Raw genomic sequence first — 17,790 nt, 5'->3', positions numbered from 1 at the left:
TCTTTGAAAAGCGCGCCGGATGTTCACGGCTCGCTTTTCGCTGGCTTATTGCGTTGTTCCTGCCGCTACTGCGGGACTTTCGCCAGCGTTTCCTGCTCCGCGGCGATGGTGGTGTTGTCGCCGTGGCCGGTGCGGACCACCGTTTCCGAGGGAAGCGTCAAAAGCCGTCCACGGATGGAGGTCAGGATGGTGGGATAGTCACTGTAGGACCGGCCCGTGGCACCCGGGCCGCCATTGAACAGCGTGTCCCCGGTGAATACCGTTCCTTCGCTTTCGAGGTAGAAGCAGGTGGACCCCGGGGAGTGGCCGGGCGTGCGGATCGCCTTCAGCGTTGCCCCGCCCACCTCGAACACGTCCCCGTCCGAGTGATAGCGGTCCGGCTTGGCGTCAGGGTAGACCTGCTCCCACAGCACCAGGTCCTCCTCGTTCAGGAGGACCGGTGCTCCCAGCGCGTCTGCAACCTCCCGGGCGGCACCGATGTGGTCGTTGTGCGCGTGGGTCAGCAGGATGGCCTTGACCTTGCGGCTGCGGACCTGGTTGATGATCGCGGCGGCGTCGTGGGGAGCGTCGATGATGACGCATTCCTCGTCGTTGCCCACGATCCAGACGTTGTTGTCCACATCCCAGGTGCCGCCGTCGAGCGAGAACGTGCCCGAGGTGACCAGGTTCTCAATGGTGACGGCCATCAGATCTGCACTGGGCTGACTTCAACAACGGAACGCAGGACCTTGCCCTCGTGCATTTTGCCGAAGGCCTCCTCCACCTGGTCGATGGTGATGCGCTCGGACACGAACGCGTCCAGGTCCAGGTTGCCCTGCTTGTAGTGGGACACCAGCATGGAGAAGTCCCGGGAGGGCAGGCAGTCGCCGTACCAGGAGGACTTCAGCGACCCGCCGCGGCCAAAGACATCCAGCAGCGGCAGTTCCAGCGTCATCTCCGGCGTCGGCACACCGACCAGGACCACGCGGCCGGCAAGGTCGCGGGCGTAGAACGCCTGCTTGTAGGTTTCAGGACGGCCGACGGCGTCAATCATCACGTCCGCGCCGTTGCCTCCGGTAAGGGCCCGGATGGCCTCCACCGCGTCCTCCTGCTTGGAGTTCACGCCATGGGTGGCGCCGAGGGACTTGGTCATCCCGATCTTGTTGTCGTCGATGTCAACGGCGATGATCGTCGTCGCACCCGCCAACTTCGCGCCGGCGACCGCGGCGATGCCCACGCCGCCGCAGCCAATCACTGCCACGGACTCGCCGCGCTTGACCTCGCCGGTGTTGATCGCGGCACCGATGCCGGCCATGATGCCGCAGCCCAGCAGCCCCACGGCCGCCGCGTCTACGTCGGGGTCCACCTTGGTGCACCGCCCCGCGGCCACCAGGGTCTTTTCAGCGAAGGCGCCAATGCCCAGGGCCGGGGACAGGACCGTGCCGTCCTCAAGGGTCATCTTCTGGGTTGCGTTGTGGGTATTGAAGCAGTACTGCGGCTGGCCCTTGGCGCACGCCCGGCACTCGCCGCACACCGCCCGCCAGTTCAGGATGACCCGGTCACCGGGCCCCACCGAGGTGACGTCCGGACCAACTGCAGAGACAACGCCGGTGGCCTCATGGCCCAGCAGGTACGGGAAATCATCGCCGATGCCGCCCTGCTTATAGTGCAGATCCGCGTGGCAGACACCGCAGGTCAGGATGTCCACCAGCGCTTCCCCCGGCCCCGGATCCGGCACCAGGATGGTCTCCAGCGACACCGGGGCGTTCTTTTCCTTAACCACTACTGCTTGGACTTTATGAACCATGAATGCGTACCTTCGTTTGCGTTCTTGCAGTTGAACCGGGGCGGATCAGATGTTTTTAGTGCCGAGATGCCAAATTCTGTGGGTCCCGACGCTGAGAAGCTGGCGGTCACCACTGGAGATTCTGCGGACCCAGATCACTCCGATGTCTGCTGCTGTTTCTTCTACTTGGAGCGCGTCCTGGTAGAAGAGGTCTTCTGAGACGGCAACCCTGTCGCCGGCCCGGAGCATGGACCAGTCCTCTACCTCAACTGCACGGGTGTGGCGGTTCAATTAATCCTCCGCGATGTCGATTGGCACTACCGGTCGCTGTATCCAGGAAGCGGCCCTCAGCCTTGGCATTCCGCGGTGGGGGCGCCGCCTGTGGCGGTGCCCCCACCAGTCAGTGGTGTTTTAGCCGTTGATGACCTGGGGGACGCCGAGGTGTTTGAGTCCTTCGACGCCGAATTCGAGGCCGTAGCCGGATTGTTTTGCCCCGCCGAAGGGGATGCGAGGGTCGACGGCGCCGTGTTTGTTGATCCAGACGGTACCTGCTTGGATTCGGGCGGCGACGTTGCGGGCTGTTGCCGGGTCTGAGGACCAGACGGAGGCGCCGAGGCCGACGTCGAGGGCGTTTGCTTTCTGGATTGCTTCGTCGATGGTGCTGTAGCGGATGATGGGCAGGGCGGGGCCGAATTGTTCTTCGGCGACGAGTGGGTTGTCGTTGTCGATGTCGGCCACGAGGGTGGTGGGGTAGAAGTAGCCGGGCTGGTCAGTGTCCGGGTTTCCGCCGAGGAGGACGCGGGCCCCGGCGGCTTTGGCGGCCTCCACGAGGTTCGCGACGATCTCGTACTGTGCCTTGTTCTGCAGCGGTCCCAGGACGTTGTTTTCGTCCAGGCCGTTGCCCATCGGCATGGCCTTGGCCACATTGGTGAGCTCCTCGCAGACGGCGTCGTAGATGTCGTCGTGGACGTAGAGGCGTTTCAGGGCAGCGCAGGTTTGGCCGGTGTTGATGAAGGCGCCCCAGAACAGGCCTTCGGCGATGGCCCTCGGGTCGGCGTCGGGCAGGACGATGCCGGCGTCGTTACCGCCGAGCTCCAGGGTGAGCCGCTTGATGGTGTCCGCGGAGGATTTGATGATCGCCTTGCCCGTTGCGGTGGAGCCGGTGAACATGATCTTCCCGATGGCGGGGTGCGAGGCGAGGGCTTCGCCTACGTCGCGGCCGCCGGAGACCACGGTGAGGAGCCCTTCGGGCAGGGCTTCGTTGATGGTTTCAACGAGGGCAAGCACGCTGAGCGGGGTGTATTCGGAGGGTTTGACCACTACGGCGTTGCCCATTCTCAGTGCGGGGGCGACCTGCCAGACGGTGATCATCATGGGCCAGTTCCATGGCCCGATGGCCCCGACGACGCCGATGGGCCGGTAGTGCAGCTCCGCACGGGTTTCACCGTCATCGACCAGGGTTTCCGCTTCGAGCGGTGTCCCGGCGGCGGCGCGGAGCCAGGCGGCGCAGGCGCCGACTTCGAAGCGGGCGTTGGGGCCGTTCAGCGGTTTGCCCTGCTCGCGGGAGAGCAGCTGGGCGAGTTCTTCCGCGCGCGCTTCGACGGCGTCGGCGGCCTTCAGCAGTGCGGCGGACCGTGCCTCGTGACCGAGTGTGGCCCAGCCGGGCTGGGCGGCGACTGCCACGTCGATGGCGTGCTGCAGGTCCGCGACCGTATGCACCGGGGCTTCTCCGACGGGTTCACCGGTGGCGGGGTTGAAGATGGTTCGGGTGGAGACGGCGTCCTGGGTAAGGACAGGCGTGGTGTTCATGGCATTCTCCTCATTGAGTGGTTGGTTGTTGTTCGGGTGAATCCGGGATGGTCACCATTGGTTTTGATCAGCTGGGTCGTTGAGTGTTTCCAGTGCCAGACGGAGTTGCTCGATCATGTGTTGGGCGTGTTCGAGTTCGAAGACGAGCGGTGGCCTCATTTTGAGGACGTTTTCGTGGCGACCGATCTTTCCGATGAGAACGCCGCGGGAACGCATCTCTTCCGTGAGTGCCTTGGTGGCGGCAGGGTCCGGTGTCGCATCCTCGGGATTGACGATCTCCAGACCAAAGAACAGGCCCCGGCCGCGTACGCTCTTGATCCTGGGGTTGCCTTTAGCGACGGCTGCGAGTGCGTCAGCGATGAACTTGCCGAGTTGGTGCGCATTTTCAATAAGCCCGTTCTCTTCCATGACATGCAGCACAGCAAGACCGGCAGCTGACGAGACGGGGTTTCCGGCAAATGTGTTGAAGTAGGTGTTGTTTTCCCCGAATTCCTCCATCAGTGCTTGCGTGGTGATGACACCACCTACCGGGTGGCCGTTGCCCATCGGCTTGCCAAGCGTCACCAGATCAGGGGTGGTGCCGAAAGCCTGGTGGCCCCACATATGGTTGCCGGTCCGTCCGAAGCCCGATTGGACCTCGTCCGCTATGACCAGCCCGCCGGCGGCACGGACCCGCTCGGTGACTGCCTCTATGTAGCCGTCGGGGGTCTGTAGGAGTCCTTCGGTTGAGAACAACGGGTCATACAGGATGGCTGAGACTCCGCAGCCTTCGGCCTGGAGCGAGGAGATGGCTGCGTCGACGTCGCGCAGCGCTTCCTGGAGGAGGCGCTTTCCTTTAGCCTGTGTCAACCCTGCTGCGTCCGGAATACGAAGGGGGCGTACGTGGGCGCCGAGGGGTTCTTTGACCTGGAGGCCGGTGGTCAGTTCGGCCAGAGTGGTTGTGTTGCCGTGGTAGCTGTGGTCCGAGATAAGGATGCCGGTGTTGCCGGTGTGTTGCCGTGCGATTCGTAGGGCGAGCTCGTTTGCTTCGGATCCGCTGTTGGTGAAGAATACCCGCTCCAGCGGGGAATCGAAGAGCGCCAGCAGCTTTTCGGCGTACTCAACGACGCGCGAGTTGAGGTACCTCGTGTGGAGGTTGACGGTCTGCAGCTGGGCTGTGATTGCTTCGCGGACGACAGGGTTGGAGTGTCCGACGTGGGGGACGTTGTTGTAGACATCCAGGTAGGTCTTGCCGGTGGCGTCGTGGACCCACACGCCTTCGCCGGCCACGATTTCCAGGGGAGTGGCATAGAACAGCGGGGAGTGGCGCCCGATGGTGCGTTCGCGGCGGTCAATGAGGCTTTCCTGAAGGAGTGCGTCGGGTGCCGGTTCTGTGGCTGTTTCGAGTGTCATTGCTGTCCTTGGCCGTTGGTGCGGATTTGAGTCCGGAACATGAGTCGGTGGGTGTTGCCGGGGTCGGACGGTCGCTGGCCGGCCCCGGCAGCCGGTTAGAGGGCTTGGGCGCCGGCAGTAGCGACCAGGTGGTCGTTTTCAACGGTGCTGCCGCTGACACCGATGGCGCCGACGGTGACCCCGTCTTTAGTCAGTGGGATGCCTCCGGGAAAGGTGATCAGGCCGCCATTGGATACTTCGATGTTGAACAGCGGTCCGCCGGGCTGCGAGATGGAGCCGATGTCTCCGGTGGGCATGTCGAAGTAGCGGGCCGTGCGTGCCTTTTTGATGGCGATGTCGATACTGCCGAGCCACGCACCGTCCATGCGGGTGAAGGCCTTGAGGTTTCCGCCGGCGTCTACAACGGCAATGTTCATCAGGGTTTCCGAGGACAGGGCTGCCTCTCGTGCCGCTTCAACTATCTTGTGTGCTTCTTGCTGCGTGATGTCGTTCATCTGTTGCTCCGAAATCTTTTCCTGTTTAAGGGCGTAGTTGCATTGACTGGCGTAGAGCCAGCCTTGGTTAGGCGCTAACGCGCGCGCCGCGGTTTTGTTAGACGAGAGCTGCCGGTTTTGCGGCTGCCTTTATTAAGTCGGGGAAGTCAGGGGCTGTTATTTCAGAGATCAACCCTTCCCAACAGGTACGCAGTTCCCCTGCGTAGTCGGCGTCGTCGTTGGGCGCAGCGTTGCCCATTGCGGTGATCCACAGTCCACTGTTGGACCAATGAGCCACCGCCATGAAGAGCCTGGCGCGGGCCATTTTTACTGGGTCAGTGTTGCCGAAGTAGGCTTCGAAGAGTGCCTGTGCCTTCTCTTCCCCGAATCCGTTTTGCGCTGCAATAAATCCGATCTCGTAGCACGGGTCCGAGTTGCCGGCGAGGTCCCAGTCGATAATGTTGTAGGTCATCGAGGAGGTGTCCTTGATGATGTTTGCATCCCAAATGTCCAGATGGCAGGGAACAAACTGGGAAGGATCCAGGGCCAGGACGGTCTCCAGACGGTCCATCAGGGCTTGGATGGCTGACGTTCCGGGCGGCAGCTCGATACCTTGTCTTCTGGCGGCCTCCATCCTTTGTCGGGCCAGGTTGAAGGGGTTGATGTCGTTGAGGAACCGGCGGCCGGAGTGATGAAGCCGGTGAAGGGCAGGGACGAGTCGGGTGACGGAGTCATCGTCGTCGCTTAGCCTCGGGTGGCCTCCCGGAACAAAGTCGAGAGCCAGCGCCAAGGGTTCGTTTGAGACTGTTATGACGGGCGCGCCTACGCCGATCTCGGCGGCAATTCTTGTGTTTTCCAGAACCACGTGGGCGGCGGGCAGAACTCCTACCGTTTCCCAGTAGTTGTTCCAGAGCTTGACGACGCAACGACGGGAACCGTCCTCGACGAGGTAGTTCTTATGGGCCTGGCCGCCGGAGAGGGAATGTGCGGTGACGTGACAGCCAACCCAGTCTGGGTTCGTCGAAAGCACCGCCTCAATGCTGGTGATTTCGGTATCAGGGACGATGGTCATTAGGATTGGATGTCCTTCGATGTTCGAATGCAGGTGCACTGTGTTGGGGTCGGAGGTTGTCCTGGCTGCACTGTTCGCACTGTTTCACGAGCTCCCACAAGCTCTGTAACGGTGCGGTCAGGACGTCTGCCGGTGTCACGGTTTATGCCTTTGCTGTGGCGAAGCGTGAAGGCAGGAACAGGTTTGTTTCGGGGCGGGAAATGCCGTCGACATGATCGGCCAGCATTTCACCAACAACCGCTGCATAGCGGAACCCTCGGCCCATGTCTCCGGTGCCGATGACGACATCGGACGACTGCGGGTGTCCACCGATAACCCAATGGCCGTCCTCCACCTCAGACCACATGCATACGGTGGTAGATACCGGGTTGGTGTCGATGTCCGGGAGCCTGGCGCTGAGGACTTCCTGGATCCGTTCGAGGTCTCCGGGTCTGAGGTCTTGGCTGAGGTCCTCGGGGTCGATCCAGTTTCCCTTCCCGGGGACAGAGAACTTCCATTCACCGTTAGGCTCGGAGCAACCGTAAGCCGGTGCCTCGTCCGATCCTGGGGGCTTGGCGAAGTAGATGGCCGGCTTCGGTGGCCCGTCCTGGCGGAAATTGGCCAGCACCTGACGGTCCACCTTGTAGGGCAGATCCAGTTGCATCAAATGGTTGGCGCGGGCACCCACGGTGACGACGACCTTGTCGGCTGAATAGTTACCCTGATCGGTGCTCACGACGATGCCCGAAGCGCTCTCATCCCAGCCTTGAACCGCTTCTCCCGTGCGCAGGGTTGCGCCGAGCCGGCGAGCCTCTGACTGCAGGGCCTTGATGGCGGGGTGAACGAGGGCAACGGTGCCGTTTGGCTCCCATACGGCGACTTCGTCGTCTTTAATCGTGGCCCAAGGGAACCGCTTCCGTGCCGTCGAAGCGTCAAGGGCATCGTACTCAAAATCGGACGCGTTCAGGGATGCCACCGTTTTGTCGAACCACATTGATCCGGGTTCGCCGACGAACACAGTTCCCGAACGTTCCAACAGCCGGGTCCCGGTTTTCGCGCCCAACTCGTCCCACAACTCAAAGGTCCGCTTCGTGAAGGTGGTGTACTGGGCTCCTGCACTGCTGGACTGCCGGGCCAGCCGGGTGGCGCCTCCGTGCGAACCGTGCATGTGCGGTGGTGCAAACTTGTCCAAGCCGAGCACGGACTTGCCGCGGGCCGCCAAGTGCCATGCCGCTGACGAACCCCAGGGGCCCAATCCAATGACAATGACGTCGTAGTGTTGTTTTGACACAAATTCCTCCGTTAGTGGTTTTCGGACCCTTGGCGGGTCAGACAGTGGCTCGTACTAGAAGTCCGTCCATGAGCAACCGGATAGCCGCGACCGCTGGCCCGGCGTTCGCCGGCTCACGAGCTGCAGCAGCCCCGGCAGCGCGGATCGCCCCGGTTATCGTTGCTGCCAAGGCCTCAGTCGGCGCGTCCTCAGGCAAGGTGCCGCTGTCTTTGGCATCCTTCAGATCCCGCGCAATGAGCTCTTCGAAAGAGCGGGAAGTCGAGCCCATGACGTCCGAGAGGGCCGACACCAGGTCCGGTCCCATCACCCCGTAGAACCGGCCCTTGGGCTCCTTGGTCGCCTCCACCAGCGCGGTGGCCAGCGCCGTGATTCTTGCACCGGGGTCCGTGAGGGGATCGCGCAGGCTGATGCCCCGTACGTAGACGGCGTCGGCGATCCGCAGATACACCTCACGGACAATTTCGTCCCTTCCGCCGGGGAAGTGGGCATAAATGGTGCCCCTCGAAATACCCGCCTGCTGGCTAAGGACCTCCAGGGCGGTCGAGGCGTACCCCTCCGAACTCAGCAGCTCAGCTGCGGTGTCGAGAATGTCGCCGCGGGTTCTCATACGGTTTCGTTCCCGAAGGGAGAGGGGCTTGTTGGAGGCGCTCATTTCTGGTCCTTCGTGTGGGGTGCTGGTGATCTGCTTCACATGATTGCACATCGGATCCTAAAAGTGAACAGTCTGTGCAAACTTTGAAGAAGGGGTCCGCGGTCGCTCTGGAACGGTTGAAGACATTGAACACTATGCCTAAGTTCTGAACTAGTCATGCAACAAATATTTAACTTGTTCTATTGCAGTACGAAACATTCAGTGTTTACCTTTTATGTATGAAACAGGTCACACCAGGCTTGGCTGGTCCTAACTCCCTTGAGGGCGTCCGGAACTTCCGAAGCCTCGGGGGACTGCCAGCGCACGGAGGATCCCGTGTGGCTGAAGGCCTGGTGTACCGGAGTGGACACTTCGGATACTCGACAGCCCCGGATCGTCAAAGGCTGGAGGCGGCACGCCTGCACTTCATGGATCTGCGAAGTCCTCGGGAATCCGAAACCGAAGACCGTTGCGTGCCTGCGCTAACGGCTGTACAAACGCCACTACAGGCTAAAGACAGCAGGGACGCGTGGCTGTGGTCTGCGGTTCGCGAAGGTCGCGTGAGCGAGCTTGGCAGGGCCCTTACGGCAGTGCGGGCTGAAGAGGCAATGCACCGGCTCTATGCCCGTGACATAGCAGGCAACCCACCGGTATTTGCCAATTTCCTTCAGTCATTGGCTCGAGTTGAGCTGCCTGTCGTCGTCCACTGCTCGGCTGGGAAGGACAGAACCGGATGGGCAATAGCCATCCTTTTGACCATCCTGGGGGTACCTGAAACCGCGATCCTCGAAGACTACGTTCAGAGTTCATTACCGGAGAACCAATACCTCATCAGAGACTCAGCGGGCAGTGTCACCAGCATCGACAAGCACCTGCGAACAGTCATCACACCCTTGCTGGAAGCGCGGCAAGGGTACCTCGAAGCCGCATGGCACAGCGGGGAGCACGCCTGGGGATCACGCCACTCCTACTTGGAAGACGGACTCGGCATCACTCCGGCGCTCACAAACAAACTCAAGGCACGGCTCCTCGTCTGAGGAAGCCCGAACACGGCTACGGCCATTATCTGCCCGAAAGAGAAAATTCATGATTGATAATGTCAGCGAGTTGCCGGCAACGACGCCGTCCAGCACACCTGTCCAACCGCAAGCAGGCCATCTCCGCTCAAATAAACTCGGCGTCTTCGCCATCGCCTTCTTCGTCATCGCAGCGGCGGCCCCCATGGCGGCTGTCGTCGGCACCGGTCCCGTGGTCTTTGCTGCGGTTGGACCTGCAGCCCCATTGATCTACGCGATCGCCGCACTGCTCATCGCACTCTTCGCCGTCGGATACCTACGCATGAGCAGGCATGTCACCAACGCCGGCGGCTTTGTCGCCTACATCGCCAAAGGCCTCGGTACACCCTGGGCCACCGCAGGAGCTGGTCTGGCGCTGCTGATGTACCTCAGCCTGCAGGTCGGGCTGTGGTCACAGTTCGGCGTCTTCGCCGGGCAGTTGCTGGAGAGCATCACGGGACTCTCCGTACCCCCGCTCGTCTGGATCGTCGCGTTGCTCGTCATCACCACGGCACTCACCATGCGGGGCGTCGACACGAGCATCCGACTCTTGGCCGTTCTCATCATCGGCGAAACCCTCGTCGTTGCTGCTCTGGTTATTGTGCTCGTTGCCAGCAAGGGGCCGGGAGTCTTCACATTCTCCGGCTTCACCGCTGAGAACCTCTTCAGCCCGGGCCTGGGCATTGCATTGCTGTTCGCCTTCCTGTGCTTCACCAGCTTCGAAGCAACCGTGGTGTTCTCGGAAGAAGCAATCAACCCCCGCAAGACCATCCCGCGGGCCCTCTACGCCGTAATCGCCTTTGTCGGAATTTTTTACACGCTCTCCATCTGGGTTATCGGAGGGGCCATCGGGGTGGACAACATCCAACAGGCGGCAACGGATGACCCTGCAGGATTCATCTTCAGCCTCGCCTCCGAAAGCGGAGGGAGCGTCTTGAGCATGGCCATGCAGGTCCTCGTCGTGACCAGTTACCTGGCCATGCTGCTGGGCCTGATGAACATGTTCGCCCGCTACCTTTTCGCCCTCAGCCGTGCCGGAGTCCTGCCGGCCAGGCTGGCCACCGTTTCCAAGGAGGAGAGTCCCGCCACGGCAGCCCTGTCCAACGGCGTGGCCGTCGGCATCATCGTGGTTACCTTCCTCGTCCTCGGCGCAGACCCACTGACCGTCGTGTTCGCCTGGTTCAGCGCCCTGGCAACGGCAGCCTTTATCACCATCCTCATCGTGGCGTCCGTATCCATAGTCGTGTTCTTCGTCCGGACCAAGGACAACACCAGTATCTGGGCGACGAAGATCGCACCTACCCTCTCCACCGTGATCCTCTCCTATATCGGCTACGTGACGATCGAGAACTACGACTCCCTCATCGGGCCTGACAACGCCGCAGCAAAGTGGCTGCTCGTCCTCATTCCTGCCGCGATGCTTGGCGGCCTGGTATTCGGCAGGAGCAAGCGCGACATCGACTACGCCAAAGAAGTTATCTGAAACGGTTAGCGTGCTGCCGCCTCCGCGGGCGGCAGCACGGTAATTCGTTTCCTCCAGGACGATAACGTCTTTACGAGGTGGCCCAGTGGTGTGCCCGCATCGTCTTTGAAGTCTGACGATTGGTCCTCCACGAGTAAGCGAAAGCACACACCTTCGAAACAGAACCGGGAGATCAGAATGACCCCCACATCAGTTGCAATCATTACCGGGGGAGGAACCGGAATAGGAGCCGCCACTGCCGCAACACTCCGGGGCCAAGGGTGGGAAGTTGTCGTCTGCGGACGCCGCCCAGAAGCTGTAAGCCGAGTCGCTGACATGACCGGCGCCCGCGCTGTCGTCGCGGATGTTGCTTCCGCTTCCGACATGGAACGGCTGGTCGCCGATACCGTGGAGCAATTCGGCGCTATTAACGGCCTCGTACTGAATGCCGGAATTGTCCGCGCCGGCAGTGCCGGCGAGCTGTCCGATGAAGACTGGAACGCCATGGTCAGCACCAACCTCACCGGGCCCTTCCTACTAGTCCGTGCCGCCTTGCCGCACCTGATCAAAGCCGGCGGCTCGATCGTAGGGGTGGCCTCAGCAGCAGCGCTTCCCGCGACGGCTGGAATCGCGGGCTACGACGCCACGAAGGCCGGCCTTGCCATGTTGATGCAATCCATCGCGGTCGATTACGGACCGCTCGGGGTGCGCGCCAACGCGGTATGTCCTGGCTGGACCCGGACGGAAATGGCGGATATGGAGATGGGCGAATTTGCTGAACACAGCGGCATCGATCGCGAGGAAGCCTACAGCCTTGCCACTGCGTTCGTCCCCAGTCGGCGCCCGGCCGCGTCCTCCGAGGTCGCCGATGTCATTGCCTGGCTGCTCTCCGATCAGGCCTCGTACGTTAATGCAGCCACGATCCCGGTGGATGGGGGACTGATCGCGGTCGAACCCGGAGCCATCGCCTTCGACCCCCGTGTCAGTATCGCCACCGCTGCCGTAGACGGACCCACCCCGGCGATGCAGGCAATTCCTGACTAAGCGCTACAGTCCGTCTTTCAGGTGTTAGTTGAAAAAGGAGTGTGGACATTGTCCACACTCTTCCCTTCGGATCCGATGATACTGCCGACGGACTGCTCCGGATTCCGCATGTTTCCGCGGATTCCTAGTGTCTGCAGGGGCTGGAATGTAGTTCGAGTCCCACCTCGGGCACAGTGTTTCCGCAGGTCAAACGGCACTTGCCACTTTGTGTGTTGACAAAAACGCCCAAAGTGTTGACAGCGGCGTACCGTTTTTGATGTGGCAAGCATCCGTAAACGCACTAAGAAGGACGGTTCCTCGTCCTACATGGTGCTGTGGCGGGACCCAAAGAGCCGCGAGCAGCAGGGACTGACAGTCGCTAGTCTCGTCGAGGCTGAAACCCTGAAGAGGCTGCTGGACGCTAACGGCCAGTCGTTTGAGATCGCGCAGCACGCCATCCTGACAAACGAGAAGCGCCCGCCGACTGTGGCGGAAGTCATCCAGGAACATATCGATCTGTTGGTCCGCCCGTCGAGCGGGACAGTCAAGACGTACCAGACCATGCTTGAATTCCACATCCGGCCGGTCATCGGCCACGTTCCTGTGGACAAGCTCGACTACCGCGTCATTGCCCATTGGGTGAAGTCGATGATGGCCAAGGGCAAGGCGCCCAAAACGATCCACAACATCCACGGCCTCATATCAGCTTCAATGAATACCGCCGAGATGCTCGGCTACATCACCCGCAATCCCTGTCGGGGCGTGCTGACTATGTCAACCTTTTTTGGCCCCAGCATGACGGTTATTTCTGGCCCCACTGAGGAACTTTGGTTGTCCTGGTCCCGCGGGTGCCCTGCCGTCATGGATCCTTCATGTACCACTGCATAGACTGAGGCGCCGTCCTGGACTTTCCGCCCACGACGCGCCGGCGTAGCGTGAGGGCATGGTGGAGCAGACGCGGTGCCATCCGCTCGGACTGGTTCCTTTGATCCTGCTGCTGGCTGGATGCACCGGCGGCGGCACTCCGGCGCCAGACGCTGCGAGCGACTCCCCGCCTTCGTCGTCCACGGCAACAACCTCCGTCACGGCACTTCCTCCGCCTGCCGGGCATTACGAGGCGGGATGCCTGCAGGGCCAGACCGACGCTGCGGGGTTCAGCCCGTCCGGAGAAAGGCTCTTCAACGTCGATCCGCTGTTCATCATGGACAACTTTTCCCAGCCCGGCGATGGCACGCCTCAGCTCATGAACGGCGTTCAATGGATGAAGGATCCGTACTGGCTGCGTGCCGGGCAGACGGTCACCGTCACCGTGGCGTCGGAGCAGAAGACGACCGTGGGACTCGTGGCCGAGTACGGGGCGACGGAGGGTAACACATCCGTGACCTTCACGGCGTGCCCGGAGGAGAAGACCCCGTACACCTGGTGGCCGGGCGGCTTCCTGGTCCACGGAACGGAGACCAGGTGCATCAGGCTGAGCGTGGAGGTGGAGGGGGCCGAGGGGGTCAGCAGCCCTGTCATCCCCGTCGGTTCCGCCCTGTGCCCCACGTCCTGGTGAGGGTCTGAAGGATTCCGGCAGACTGCCGCGGACTGACCCAAGTCAGCGGGGTGGGGTCAGCTCCATGCCACGGAACGATGTTTGTCTCGCATAGACCAGAAATCCGTGGTCGTAGATCGCGGCGCGCCAAGCCTCATCTGCTCCGCCCACCAAGAGCGGAGACACCGGCAACCCCCTAGGTCCAGCGATTAGCTAGCGGCTTGTTGGTTGAGGGTGTGGGCAAGGCGGTAGGAGTCGGTGCCGGTTTCGATGATGGTTCCGTTGAAGGTCAGCCGGTCCACGATGGCGGCGCAGAGACGCGGGTCGCTGAAGGTTTTGGTCCAGCCGGAGAAGGATTCGTTGGACGCGATAGCGATGGAGTTCTTCTCCTCGCGCTCGGTGAGGACCTGGAAGAGGAGTTCGGCGCCGCGGCGGTCCAGTTCCATGTAGCCCAGTTCGTCGATGCAGAGCAGGTCTACCCGCCCGTAGCGGGCGATAGTCTTTGCCAGGACTTTCTCATCGGCAGCTTCGACGAGTTCGTTTACGAGCCGGGTGGCGAGGGTGTACTTGACCCTGTAGCCCTTCTCGCCGGCGGCAGTGCCGAGTCCGATGAGCAGGTGGGATTTGCCGGTTCCAGAGTCTCCGATCAGGCAGAGGGGTTGTCCTTTGCGGATCCATTCCCCGGTGGCCAGGGTATGGATGGTGGCGGGGTTGATGTTCGGGTTTGCATCGAAATCAAAGTCCCCGAGCCACTTGTCCCGGGGAAAGTTCGCGGCTTTAACTCGGCGGATCGAGGAGCGCCGGTCCCGGTCGTTGCATTCGGCCAGTAGCAATTCGGCCAGGAAGCCTTGGTAGGAGAGTTGTTCTTTCCCCGCGACGGTGAGGACTTCATCGAGGACCCCGCGGATGGTGGGTAGGCGCAGTCGGCGGCAGGCCTGGTCCACGGTGGCGACCGCTGCCTGCTCAGTCAGGCCGCGCCGCCGGCGCAGGGTCGGGGTGATGGTGGTGGCCGGTGCGGTGGGGCTCATGAGATGTTCTCCTTTGACGCGGTTCCTGCGGGGTGTTCGGAGCGTTTGGCCAGCAGTTCGTCATAGGCATTGACCGAGGGAAGGGGACGGATGTCAGGCGGGAGCCCGGCAATGACGGCCGCGGGGTCCATGAGTCGGCGCTGGGTGAGACTGACAACCCGTTGCACTTTGTCTTCAACGTGAGCACCGGGATGACGGTCGGAGCTGGCCCCACCCAGGGAAGAGGTCGTGGCGTGTCTGCGGGCTTCGACCGCGACGACGTCGGCGCTGACCGCGCCCACTCCCAGCGCCGCGCTGATCCCTGCATGAATGTCTGTGGCATTCATGGACCGGTGGAGGAGCAGGACGTCGATCAGTTCCCGGGTCCCGTCGGCGTCGCCGTTGACCCGGCGGGACGCGGCCCAGAAGGCTTCATGCGCACTGGTGAACGCCCCGGACTCCCGGGCCCGGGCCAAAGCGGTGGAGCCCGGGAGGGCTCCGGGTTTGGTTTTGAGGACTTCGAGATAGTGATCTAGCTGGACCGATTGACCGGACCGGGCGGCGACCCGCTGATGCCTGGCGACCACGGTGCGGCCATCGAACACCACTACCTCGGACGCGCGCAGCGAGACCCGGACCCTCCGGCCGATGAACCGGGCTGGGACGGAGTATTTCACCATCCGGACCGTGATCATCGAGGACCTGTCGACCCTCGGGTTCAGGGACAGACCCGGATCAAATTCCTCGGCCGGCAACGGGGCCAGGAATGGCCGTTCGATCTCGAAGTCCTGGCCTATGGTGCGGATCCTGTCGTTGATCCGCCGGGCCTCGTCCTGGGCTTCCCAAGCCCGTATCCGGTCGTTGAGCTCGTCCAGGGAGTCAGCGACCGGCATCGGAGAAAGCCGGTTGCGGCGGAACCAGCCCACCTCACCCTCGACGCCGCCCTTTTCGTGGGCCCCTGCGATACCAGGCTGGCAATAGAAGGGATCGAAGCCGTAAAACGAACGGAACAGCACCCACCGGTCATTCTCCTGGCGGTGCCGGCCCTGGCCGAACACCACCGTGGTGACCGCGCTGGTGAGATTGTCGTAGCGGATGTGTTTGGTGGGGATGCCTCCCAGGACTTTGAAGGCCTCGATGGGGACTGCCCCGGCTTTTGTTGACTCCGGGTCTTAGGCCGCTGTGAGCGCGGTCCGGTTGATTGTTTCATATTCGATGGGCGTGAGTTTTCCCAGCCGTCTTTGCCGTCGCCGGCGGTGGTAGGTTCTCTCGATCCAGGTTGTTATGGCCAGCCGGAGGTCCTGTCGGGTGAGCCACCGCTGACGGTCCAGGACGTTCTTTTGCAGCAGCGAGAAGAACGATTCCATTGCGGCGTTGTCGGCGCACGCACCGACCCTGCCCATCGAGCCGGTGAGCCCGTGGTGACGGAGTGATTCGACGAACCGGCGTGACCGGAATTGTGAACCGCGATCGGAGTGAACCACGGTCCCTTCCGGGCGCCGTGCCCGCACGGCGTTCTCCAGTGCGGCGACGGCCAGTGAGGACTTCATCCGCGAGTCCATCGAGTAGCCGACGATCCTTCCGGAATAGACGTCCTTGACCGCGCAGAGGTAGAGCTTGCCCTCGGCAGTGGGGTGCTCGGTGATGTCGGTCAGCCACAGCTGGTTCGCCGCTGCGGCGGTGAAGTCCCGCTCCACGAGATCGTCGTGGACCGGCGGCCCAGGTCTACGGTTCAGGCCCCGTTTCTTGGAGAACACCGACCAGATGCCGTGGTCCCTGCACAGGCGCTGGACCCTGTTCTCGCCCGCCACGATGCCCTTCTCCGGGAGTTCGTCGGCGATGAACCGGTACCCGAAGGCCGGGTCGTCGGTGTGGATGTCCAGGGCGGCGTTGACGAGGTGCGCATCGATCCAGTCCCGGTCTGTCACCGGGCTGGCCCTCCACCGGTAGTAGCCTTGCTTGCTGAATCCCAACACCCTGCAGGTCACCGCCACGGGAACACCGTCAGCGGCAAGATCCGTGACCAGCGGGTAGGTCATTTTGGGTTGATGTCCCTTGCCAGATAGGCAGCCGCCCGGCGCAGAATCTCATTCTCCTGCTCCAACAACCGGTTCCGCTTCTTCAGCTCCCGCATCTCGGCCGACTCCGCGGCCGCAGGGCCGGCCCCGGATTCCTTACGTTCGGCGATGGCAATCCAGCGCTTCAACGTCGTGACCGAGAGCCCGAAGTCCTTCGCGATCTGCGCCAGCGGCGCCTCGCCCTTGCGGGCCACATCAATAACATCCTGGCGGAACTCCGCCCCATAAGCCGTGGGCATGGTCAACATCCTTCCACGAGCACAAGCTCGCTAGGTTAAGGAGTCAACAAAACTGGGGGCAGTCCCAGTGCCCGTGAGAGTCGCGCCGAGGTTTGCCCTGCCAAAGAGGGTGTGGACAGTGTCCACACTTACGTCTGCTTTATAGAAGGCCGAGCGAACTTGAGCCCGATGTCAGGTGGGCCCCCAACACGTCGTCTTCGGATGCCCCCCGCGGGTGCAAGAGGCAGTCAGGCTAGCTCTCGCCTGCCGCCTCTATGCCTCGAAACGCTAGCGATTTGAGGCACCTCGGTTATGAGACATGCAGGTGGGTTTCAGAGAAGGAGCCGGCGCCCGAGGGCGGGATCGCCCATCACATCAACTGGTCTTGTCGGCCTTGAACACGATCGAGTCGAAGACGGCGCGTGCCTCTCTCATCAGCTCCGGATTGATCGTTTCGTCGATGTGGGCAACGGCGACGACAGCCCGCTGGCCGTTCAGGTCGACCACCCGGTAGGTTTCGTGTTCATTCTGAGTTGAGTACCAGCGGGAGCAGTCGGATCTAGTTTCTGAGTGGATGCATAACTTGCCGCCGTCGCAGGCTTTGATGTCCACGCTGCCCTCGACGGAGTGGTCGAACTCGAAGCCGGAGTAGTTGCCGACCATGACCTTGGCGGGAGGGGTGCTTGTCGTTGACGTCTGCGCCGCCATCGCGGTAACGAAGGCCTCGGCCGACGGACCGTCATCGGAAAGGGCGCCCCTCCACTTGCATGCGTCCATCGCCACATACTTCGCGGGCCAAAGAGTAAGGTAGACGGCCCATTCAGCCGGATGATTCGGTTCGTCCTTGCCCAGGCTGTCGCCGTCGAGACCAAACCAGCCGTTTGGGACGGTGATCTGGAAAGGCTCCTTGTAGCCGGCAATGGGGACGAGGTATGTGCCGGCGTCGATGTCGCCACTCTTCGGCAGCGGTGGGACCGTGCGAGTGTCGCTACTCTCCGGCG

17 protein-coding genes and 1 pseudogene are annotated in these 17,790 nt (G+C 62.2%); 5 read left to right on the top strand and 13 right to left on the bottom strand.

The annotated features are described in order from the left end of the window. Positions 1-65: 65 nt before the first annotated feature. From QF031_RS10715 to QF031_RS10675, 9 genes are all read right to left on the bottom strand, one after another. The gene (locus QF031_RS10715; RefSeq protein ID WP_307427647.1) at positions 66-686 is read right to left on the bottom strand and encodes an MBL fold metallo-hydrolase; all 621 of its coding nucleotides are present in this window, start codon (positions 684-686) and stop codon (positions 66-68) included. Beyond that, positions 686-1,786 (bottom strand): S-(hydroxymethyl)mycothiol dehydrogenase, encoded by a 1,101-nt coding sequence (locus QF031_RS10710; RefSeq protein ID WP_307427645.1) that lies wholly within the window; start codon positions 1,784-1,786, stop codon positions 686-688. The genes QF031_RS10715 and QF031_RS10710 overlap by 1 nt, the downstream gene beginning before the upstream one ends. 45 nt (positions 1,787-1,831) lie before the next feature. Then, on the bottom strand, positions 1,832-2,056 hold the full coding sequence (locus QF031_RS10705; protein WP_307427643.1) for a hypothetical protein: 225 nt from the start codon (positions 2,054-2,056) through the stop codon (positions 1,832-1,834). A 120-nt stretch (positions 2,057-2,176) separates the two neighbouring features. Beyond that, positions 2,177-3,574, bottom strand: coding sequence for an aldehyde dehydrogenase family protein (locus QF031_RS10700; RefSeq protein ID WP_307427641.1), 1,398 nt, complete (start codon positions 3,572-3,574; stop codon positions 2,177-2,179). 51 nt (positions 3,575-3,625) lie between these two features. Next, positions 3,626-4,966, bottom strand: a complete 1,341-nt coding sequence (locus QF031_RS10695; protein ID WP_307427639.1) for an aspartate aminotransferase family protein — start codon at positions 4,964-4,966, stop codon at positions 3,626-3,628. Between the two features lie 95 nt (positions 4,967-5,061). Further along, entirely contained in the window at positions 5,062-5,460 is a 399-nt protein-coding gene (locus QF031_RS10690; RefSeq protein ID WP_224025895.1) for a GlcG/HbpS family heme-binding protein, read from the bottom strand. A 97-nt stretch (positions 5,461-5,557) separates the two neighbouring features. Then, on the bottom strand, positions 5,558-6,511 hold the full coding sequence (locus QF031_RS10685) for a phosphotransferase (protein ID WP_307427636.1): 954 nt from the start codon (positions 6,509-6,511) through the stop codon (positions 5,558-5,560). A 142-nt stretch (positions 6,512-6,653) separates the two neighbouring features. After that, entirely contained in the window at positions 6,654-7,781 is a 1,128-nt protein-coding gene (gene solA, locus QF031_RS10680; RefSeq protein ID WP_307427634.1) for an N-methyl-L-tryptophan oxidase, read from the bottom strand. A gap of 37 nt (positions 7,782-7,818) precedes the next feature. Continuing rightward, the gene (locus QF031_RS10675; protein ID WP_056390044.1) at positions 7,819-8,433 is read right to left on the bottom strand and encodes a TetR/AcrR family transcriptional regulator; all 615 of its coding nucleotides are present in this window, start codon (positions 8,431-8,433) and stop codon (positions 7,819-7,821) included. A 218-nt stretch (positions 8,434-8,651) separates the two neighbouring features. Here QF031_RS10675 and QF031_RS10670 point away from each other — a divergent pair, with 218 nt between their 5' ends. The 5 genes from QF031_RS10670 (at position 8,652) to QF031_RS10650 (ending at position 13,507) form a co-directional block, all read left to right on the top strand. Continuing rightward, positions 8,652-9,449 carry a tyrosine-protein phosphatase gene (locus QF031_RS10670; RefSeq protein WP_307427630.1) on the top strand — a complete coding sequence of 266 codons (798 nt, stop codon included), beginning with the start codon at positions 8,652-8,654 and terminating at the stop codon, positions 9,447-9,449. Between the two features lie 49 nt (positions 9,450-9,498). Beyond that, complete coding sequence (locus QF031_RS10665) at positions 9,499-10,950, top strand: APC family permease (protein WP_307427628.1); 1,452 nt, start codon at positions 9,499-9,501, stop codon at positions 10,948-10,950. A 177-nt stretch (positions 10,951-11,127) separates the two neighbouring features. Then, positions 11,128-11,973 (top strand): SDR family NAD(P)-dependent oxidoreductase, encoded by an 846-nt coding sequence (locus tag QF031_RS10660; protein WP_307427626.1) that lies wholly within the window; start codon positions 11,128-11,130, stop codon positions 11,971-11,973. A gap of 258 nt (positions 11,974-12,231) precedes the next feature. Continuing rightward, positions 12,232-12,840 carry a phage integrase central domain-containing protein gene (locus QF031_RS10655; protein ID WP_307427625.1) on the top strand — a complete coding sequence of 203 codons (609 nt, stop codon included), beginning with the start codon at positions 12,232-12,234 and terminating at the stop codon, positions 12,838-12,840. 55 nt (positions 12,841-12,895) lie between these two features. After that, positions 12,896-13,507, top strand: a complete 612-nt coding sequence (locus QF031_RS10650; RefSeq protein WP_307427623.1) for a hypothetical protein — start codon at positions 12,896-12,898, stop codon at positions 13,505-13,507. A 188-nt stretch (positions 13,508-13,695) separates the two neighbouring features. Here QF031_RS10650 and istB read toward each other — a convergent pair whose 3' ends face one another. The 4 genes and pseudogenes from istB to QF031_RS10630 all read right to left on the bottom strand — a co-directional run bounded on the left by istB (position 13,696) and on the right by QF031_RS10630 (position 17,566). Next, on the bottom strand, positions 13,696-14,514 hold the full coding sequence (istB, locus tag QF031_RS10645; RefSeq protein ID WP_307427622.1) for an IS21-like element helper ATPase IstB: 819 nt from the start codon (positions 14,512-14,514) through the stop codon (positions 13,696-13,698). Beyond that, positions 14,511-15,632, bottom strand: a pseudogene (locus tag QF031_RS10640) (Mu transposase domain-containing protein); the annotation flags it as partial. The gene istB and the pseudogene QF031_RS10640, both read right to left, overlap by 4 nt. Before the next feature lie 33 nt (positions 15,633-15,665). Continuing rightward, positions 15,666-16,810, bottom strand: a protein-coding gene (locus QF031_RS10635) for an IS3 family transposase (RefSeq protein ID WP_307427455.1) whose coding sequence is annotated in 2 segments (ribosomal slippage) — positions 15,666-16,534 and positions 16,534-16,810 — 1,146 coding nt in all. Because the reading frame shifts where the segments join, the coding sequence is not laid out codon by codon here. Between the two features lie 354 nt (positions 16,811-17,164). Continuing rightward, positions 17,165-17,566, bottom strand: a complete 402-nt coding sequence (locus QF031_RS10630; protein WP_307427620.1) for a hypothetical protein — start codon at positions 17,564-17,566, stop codon at positions 17,165-17,167. Positions 17,567-17,790 lie beyond the last annotated feature (224 nt).

Origin of the sequence: Pseudarthrobacter defluvii (assembly GCF_030816725.1) — a bacterium.
Taxonomy (GTDB): Bacteria; Actinomycetota; Actinomycetes; order Actinomycetales; family Micrococcaceae; genus Arthrobacter; species Arthrobacter defluvii_A.
The sequence above is the reverse complement of the archived record's forward strand: the minus strand, read 5'-3'. Positions and strand labels throughout refer to the sequence as shown.

Coding starts and splice junctions, on each gene's coding strand:
- QF031_RS10675 (WP_056390044.1), bottom strand. CDS start 8,433: ATGAGCGCCTCCAACAAGCCCCTCTCCCTTCGGGAACGAAACCGTATG.
- QF031_RS10685 (WP_307427636.1), bottom strand. CDS start 6,511: ATGACCATCGTCCCTGATACCGAAATCACCAGCATTGAGGCGGTGCTT.
- QF031_RS10630 (WP_307427620.1), bottom strand. CDS start 17,566: ATGGACGCATGCAAGTGGAGGGGCGCCCTTTCCGATGACGGTCCGTCG.
- istB (WP_307427622.1), bottom strand. CDS start 14,514: ATGAGCCCCACCGCACCGGCCACCACCATCACCCCGACCCTGCGCCGG.
- QF031_RS10665 (WP_307427628.1), top strand. CDS start 9,499: ATGATTGATAATGTCAGCGAGTTGCCGGCAACGACGCCGTCCAGCACA.
- QF031_RS10710 (WP_307427645.1), bottom strand. CDS start 1,786: ATGGTTCATAAAGTCCAAGCAGTAGTGGTTAAGGAAAAGAACGCCCCG.
- QF031_RS10715 (WP_307427647.1), bottom strand. CDS start 686: ATGGCCGTCACCATTGAGAACCTGGTCACCTCGGGCACGTTCTCGCTC.
- QF031_RS10660 (WP_307427626.1), top strand. CDS start 11,128: ATGACCCCCACATCAGTTGCAATCATTACCGGGGGAGGAACCGGAATA.
- QF031_RS10690 (WP_224025895.1), bottom strand. CDS start 5,460: ATGAACGACATCACGCAGCAAGAAGCACACAAGATAGTTGAAGCGGCA.
- QF031_RS10700 (WP_307427641.1), bottom strand. CDS start 3,574: ATGAACACCACGCCTGTCCTTACCCAGGACGCCGTCTCCACCCGAACC.
- QF031_RS10695 (WP_307427639.1), bottom strand. CDS start 4,966: ATGACACTCGAAACAGCCACAGAACCGGCACCCGACGCACTCCTTCAG.
- QF031_RS10670 (WP_307427630.1), top strand. CDS start 8,652: ATGAAACAGGTCACACCAGGCTTGGCTGGTCCTAACTCCCTTGAGGGC.
- QF031_RS10650 (WP_307427623.1), top strand. CDS start 12,896: ATGGTGGAGCAGACGCGGTGCCATCCGCTCGGACTGGTTCCTTTGATC.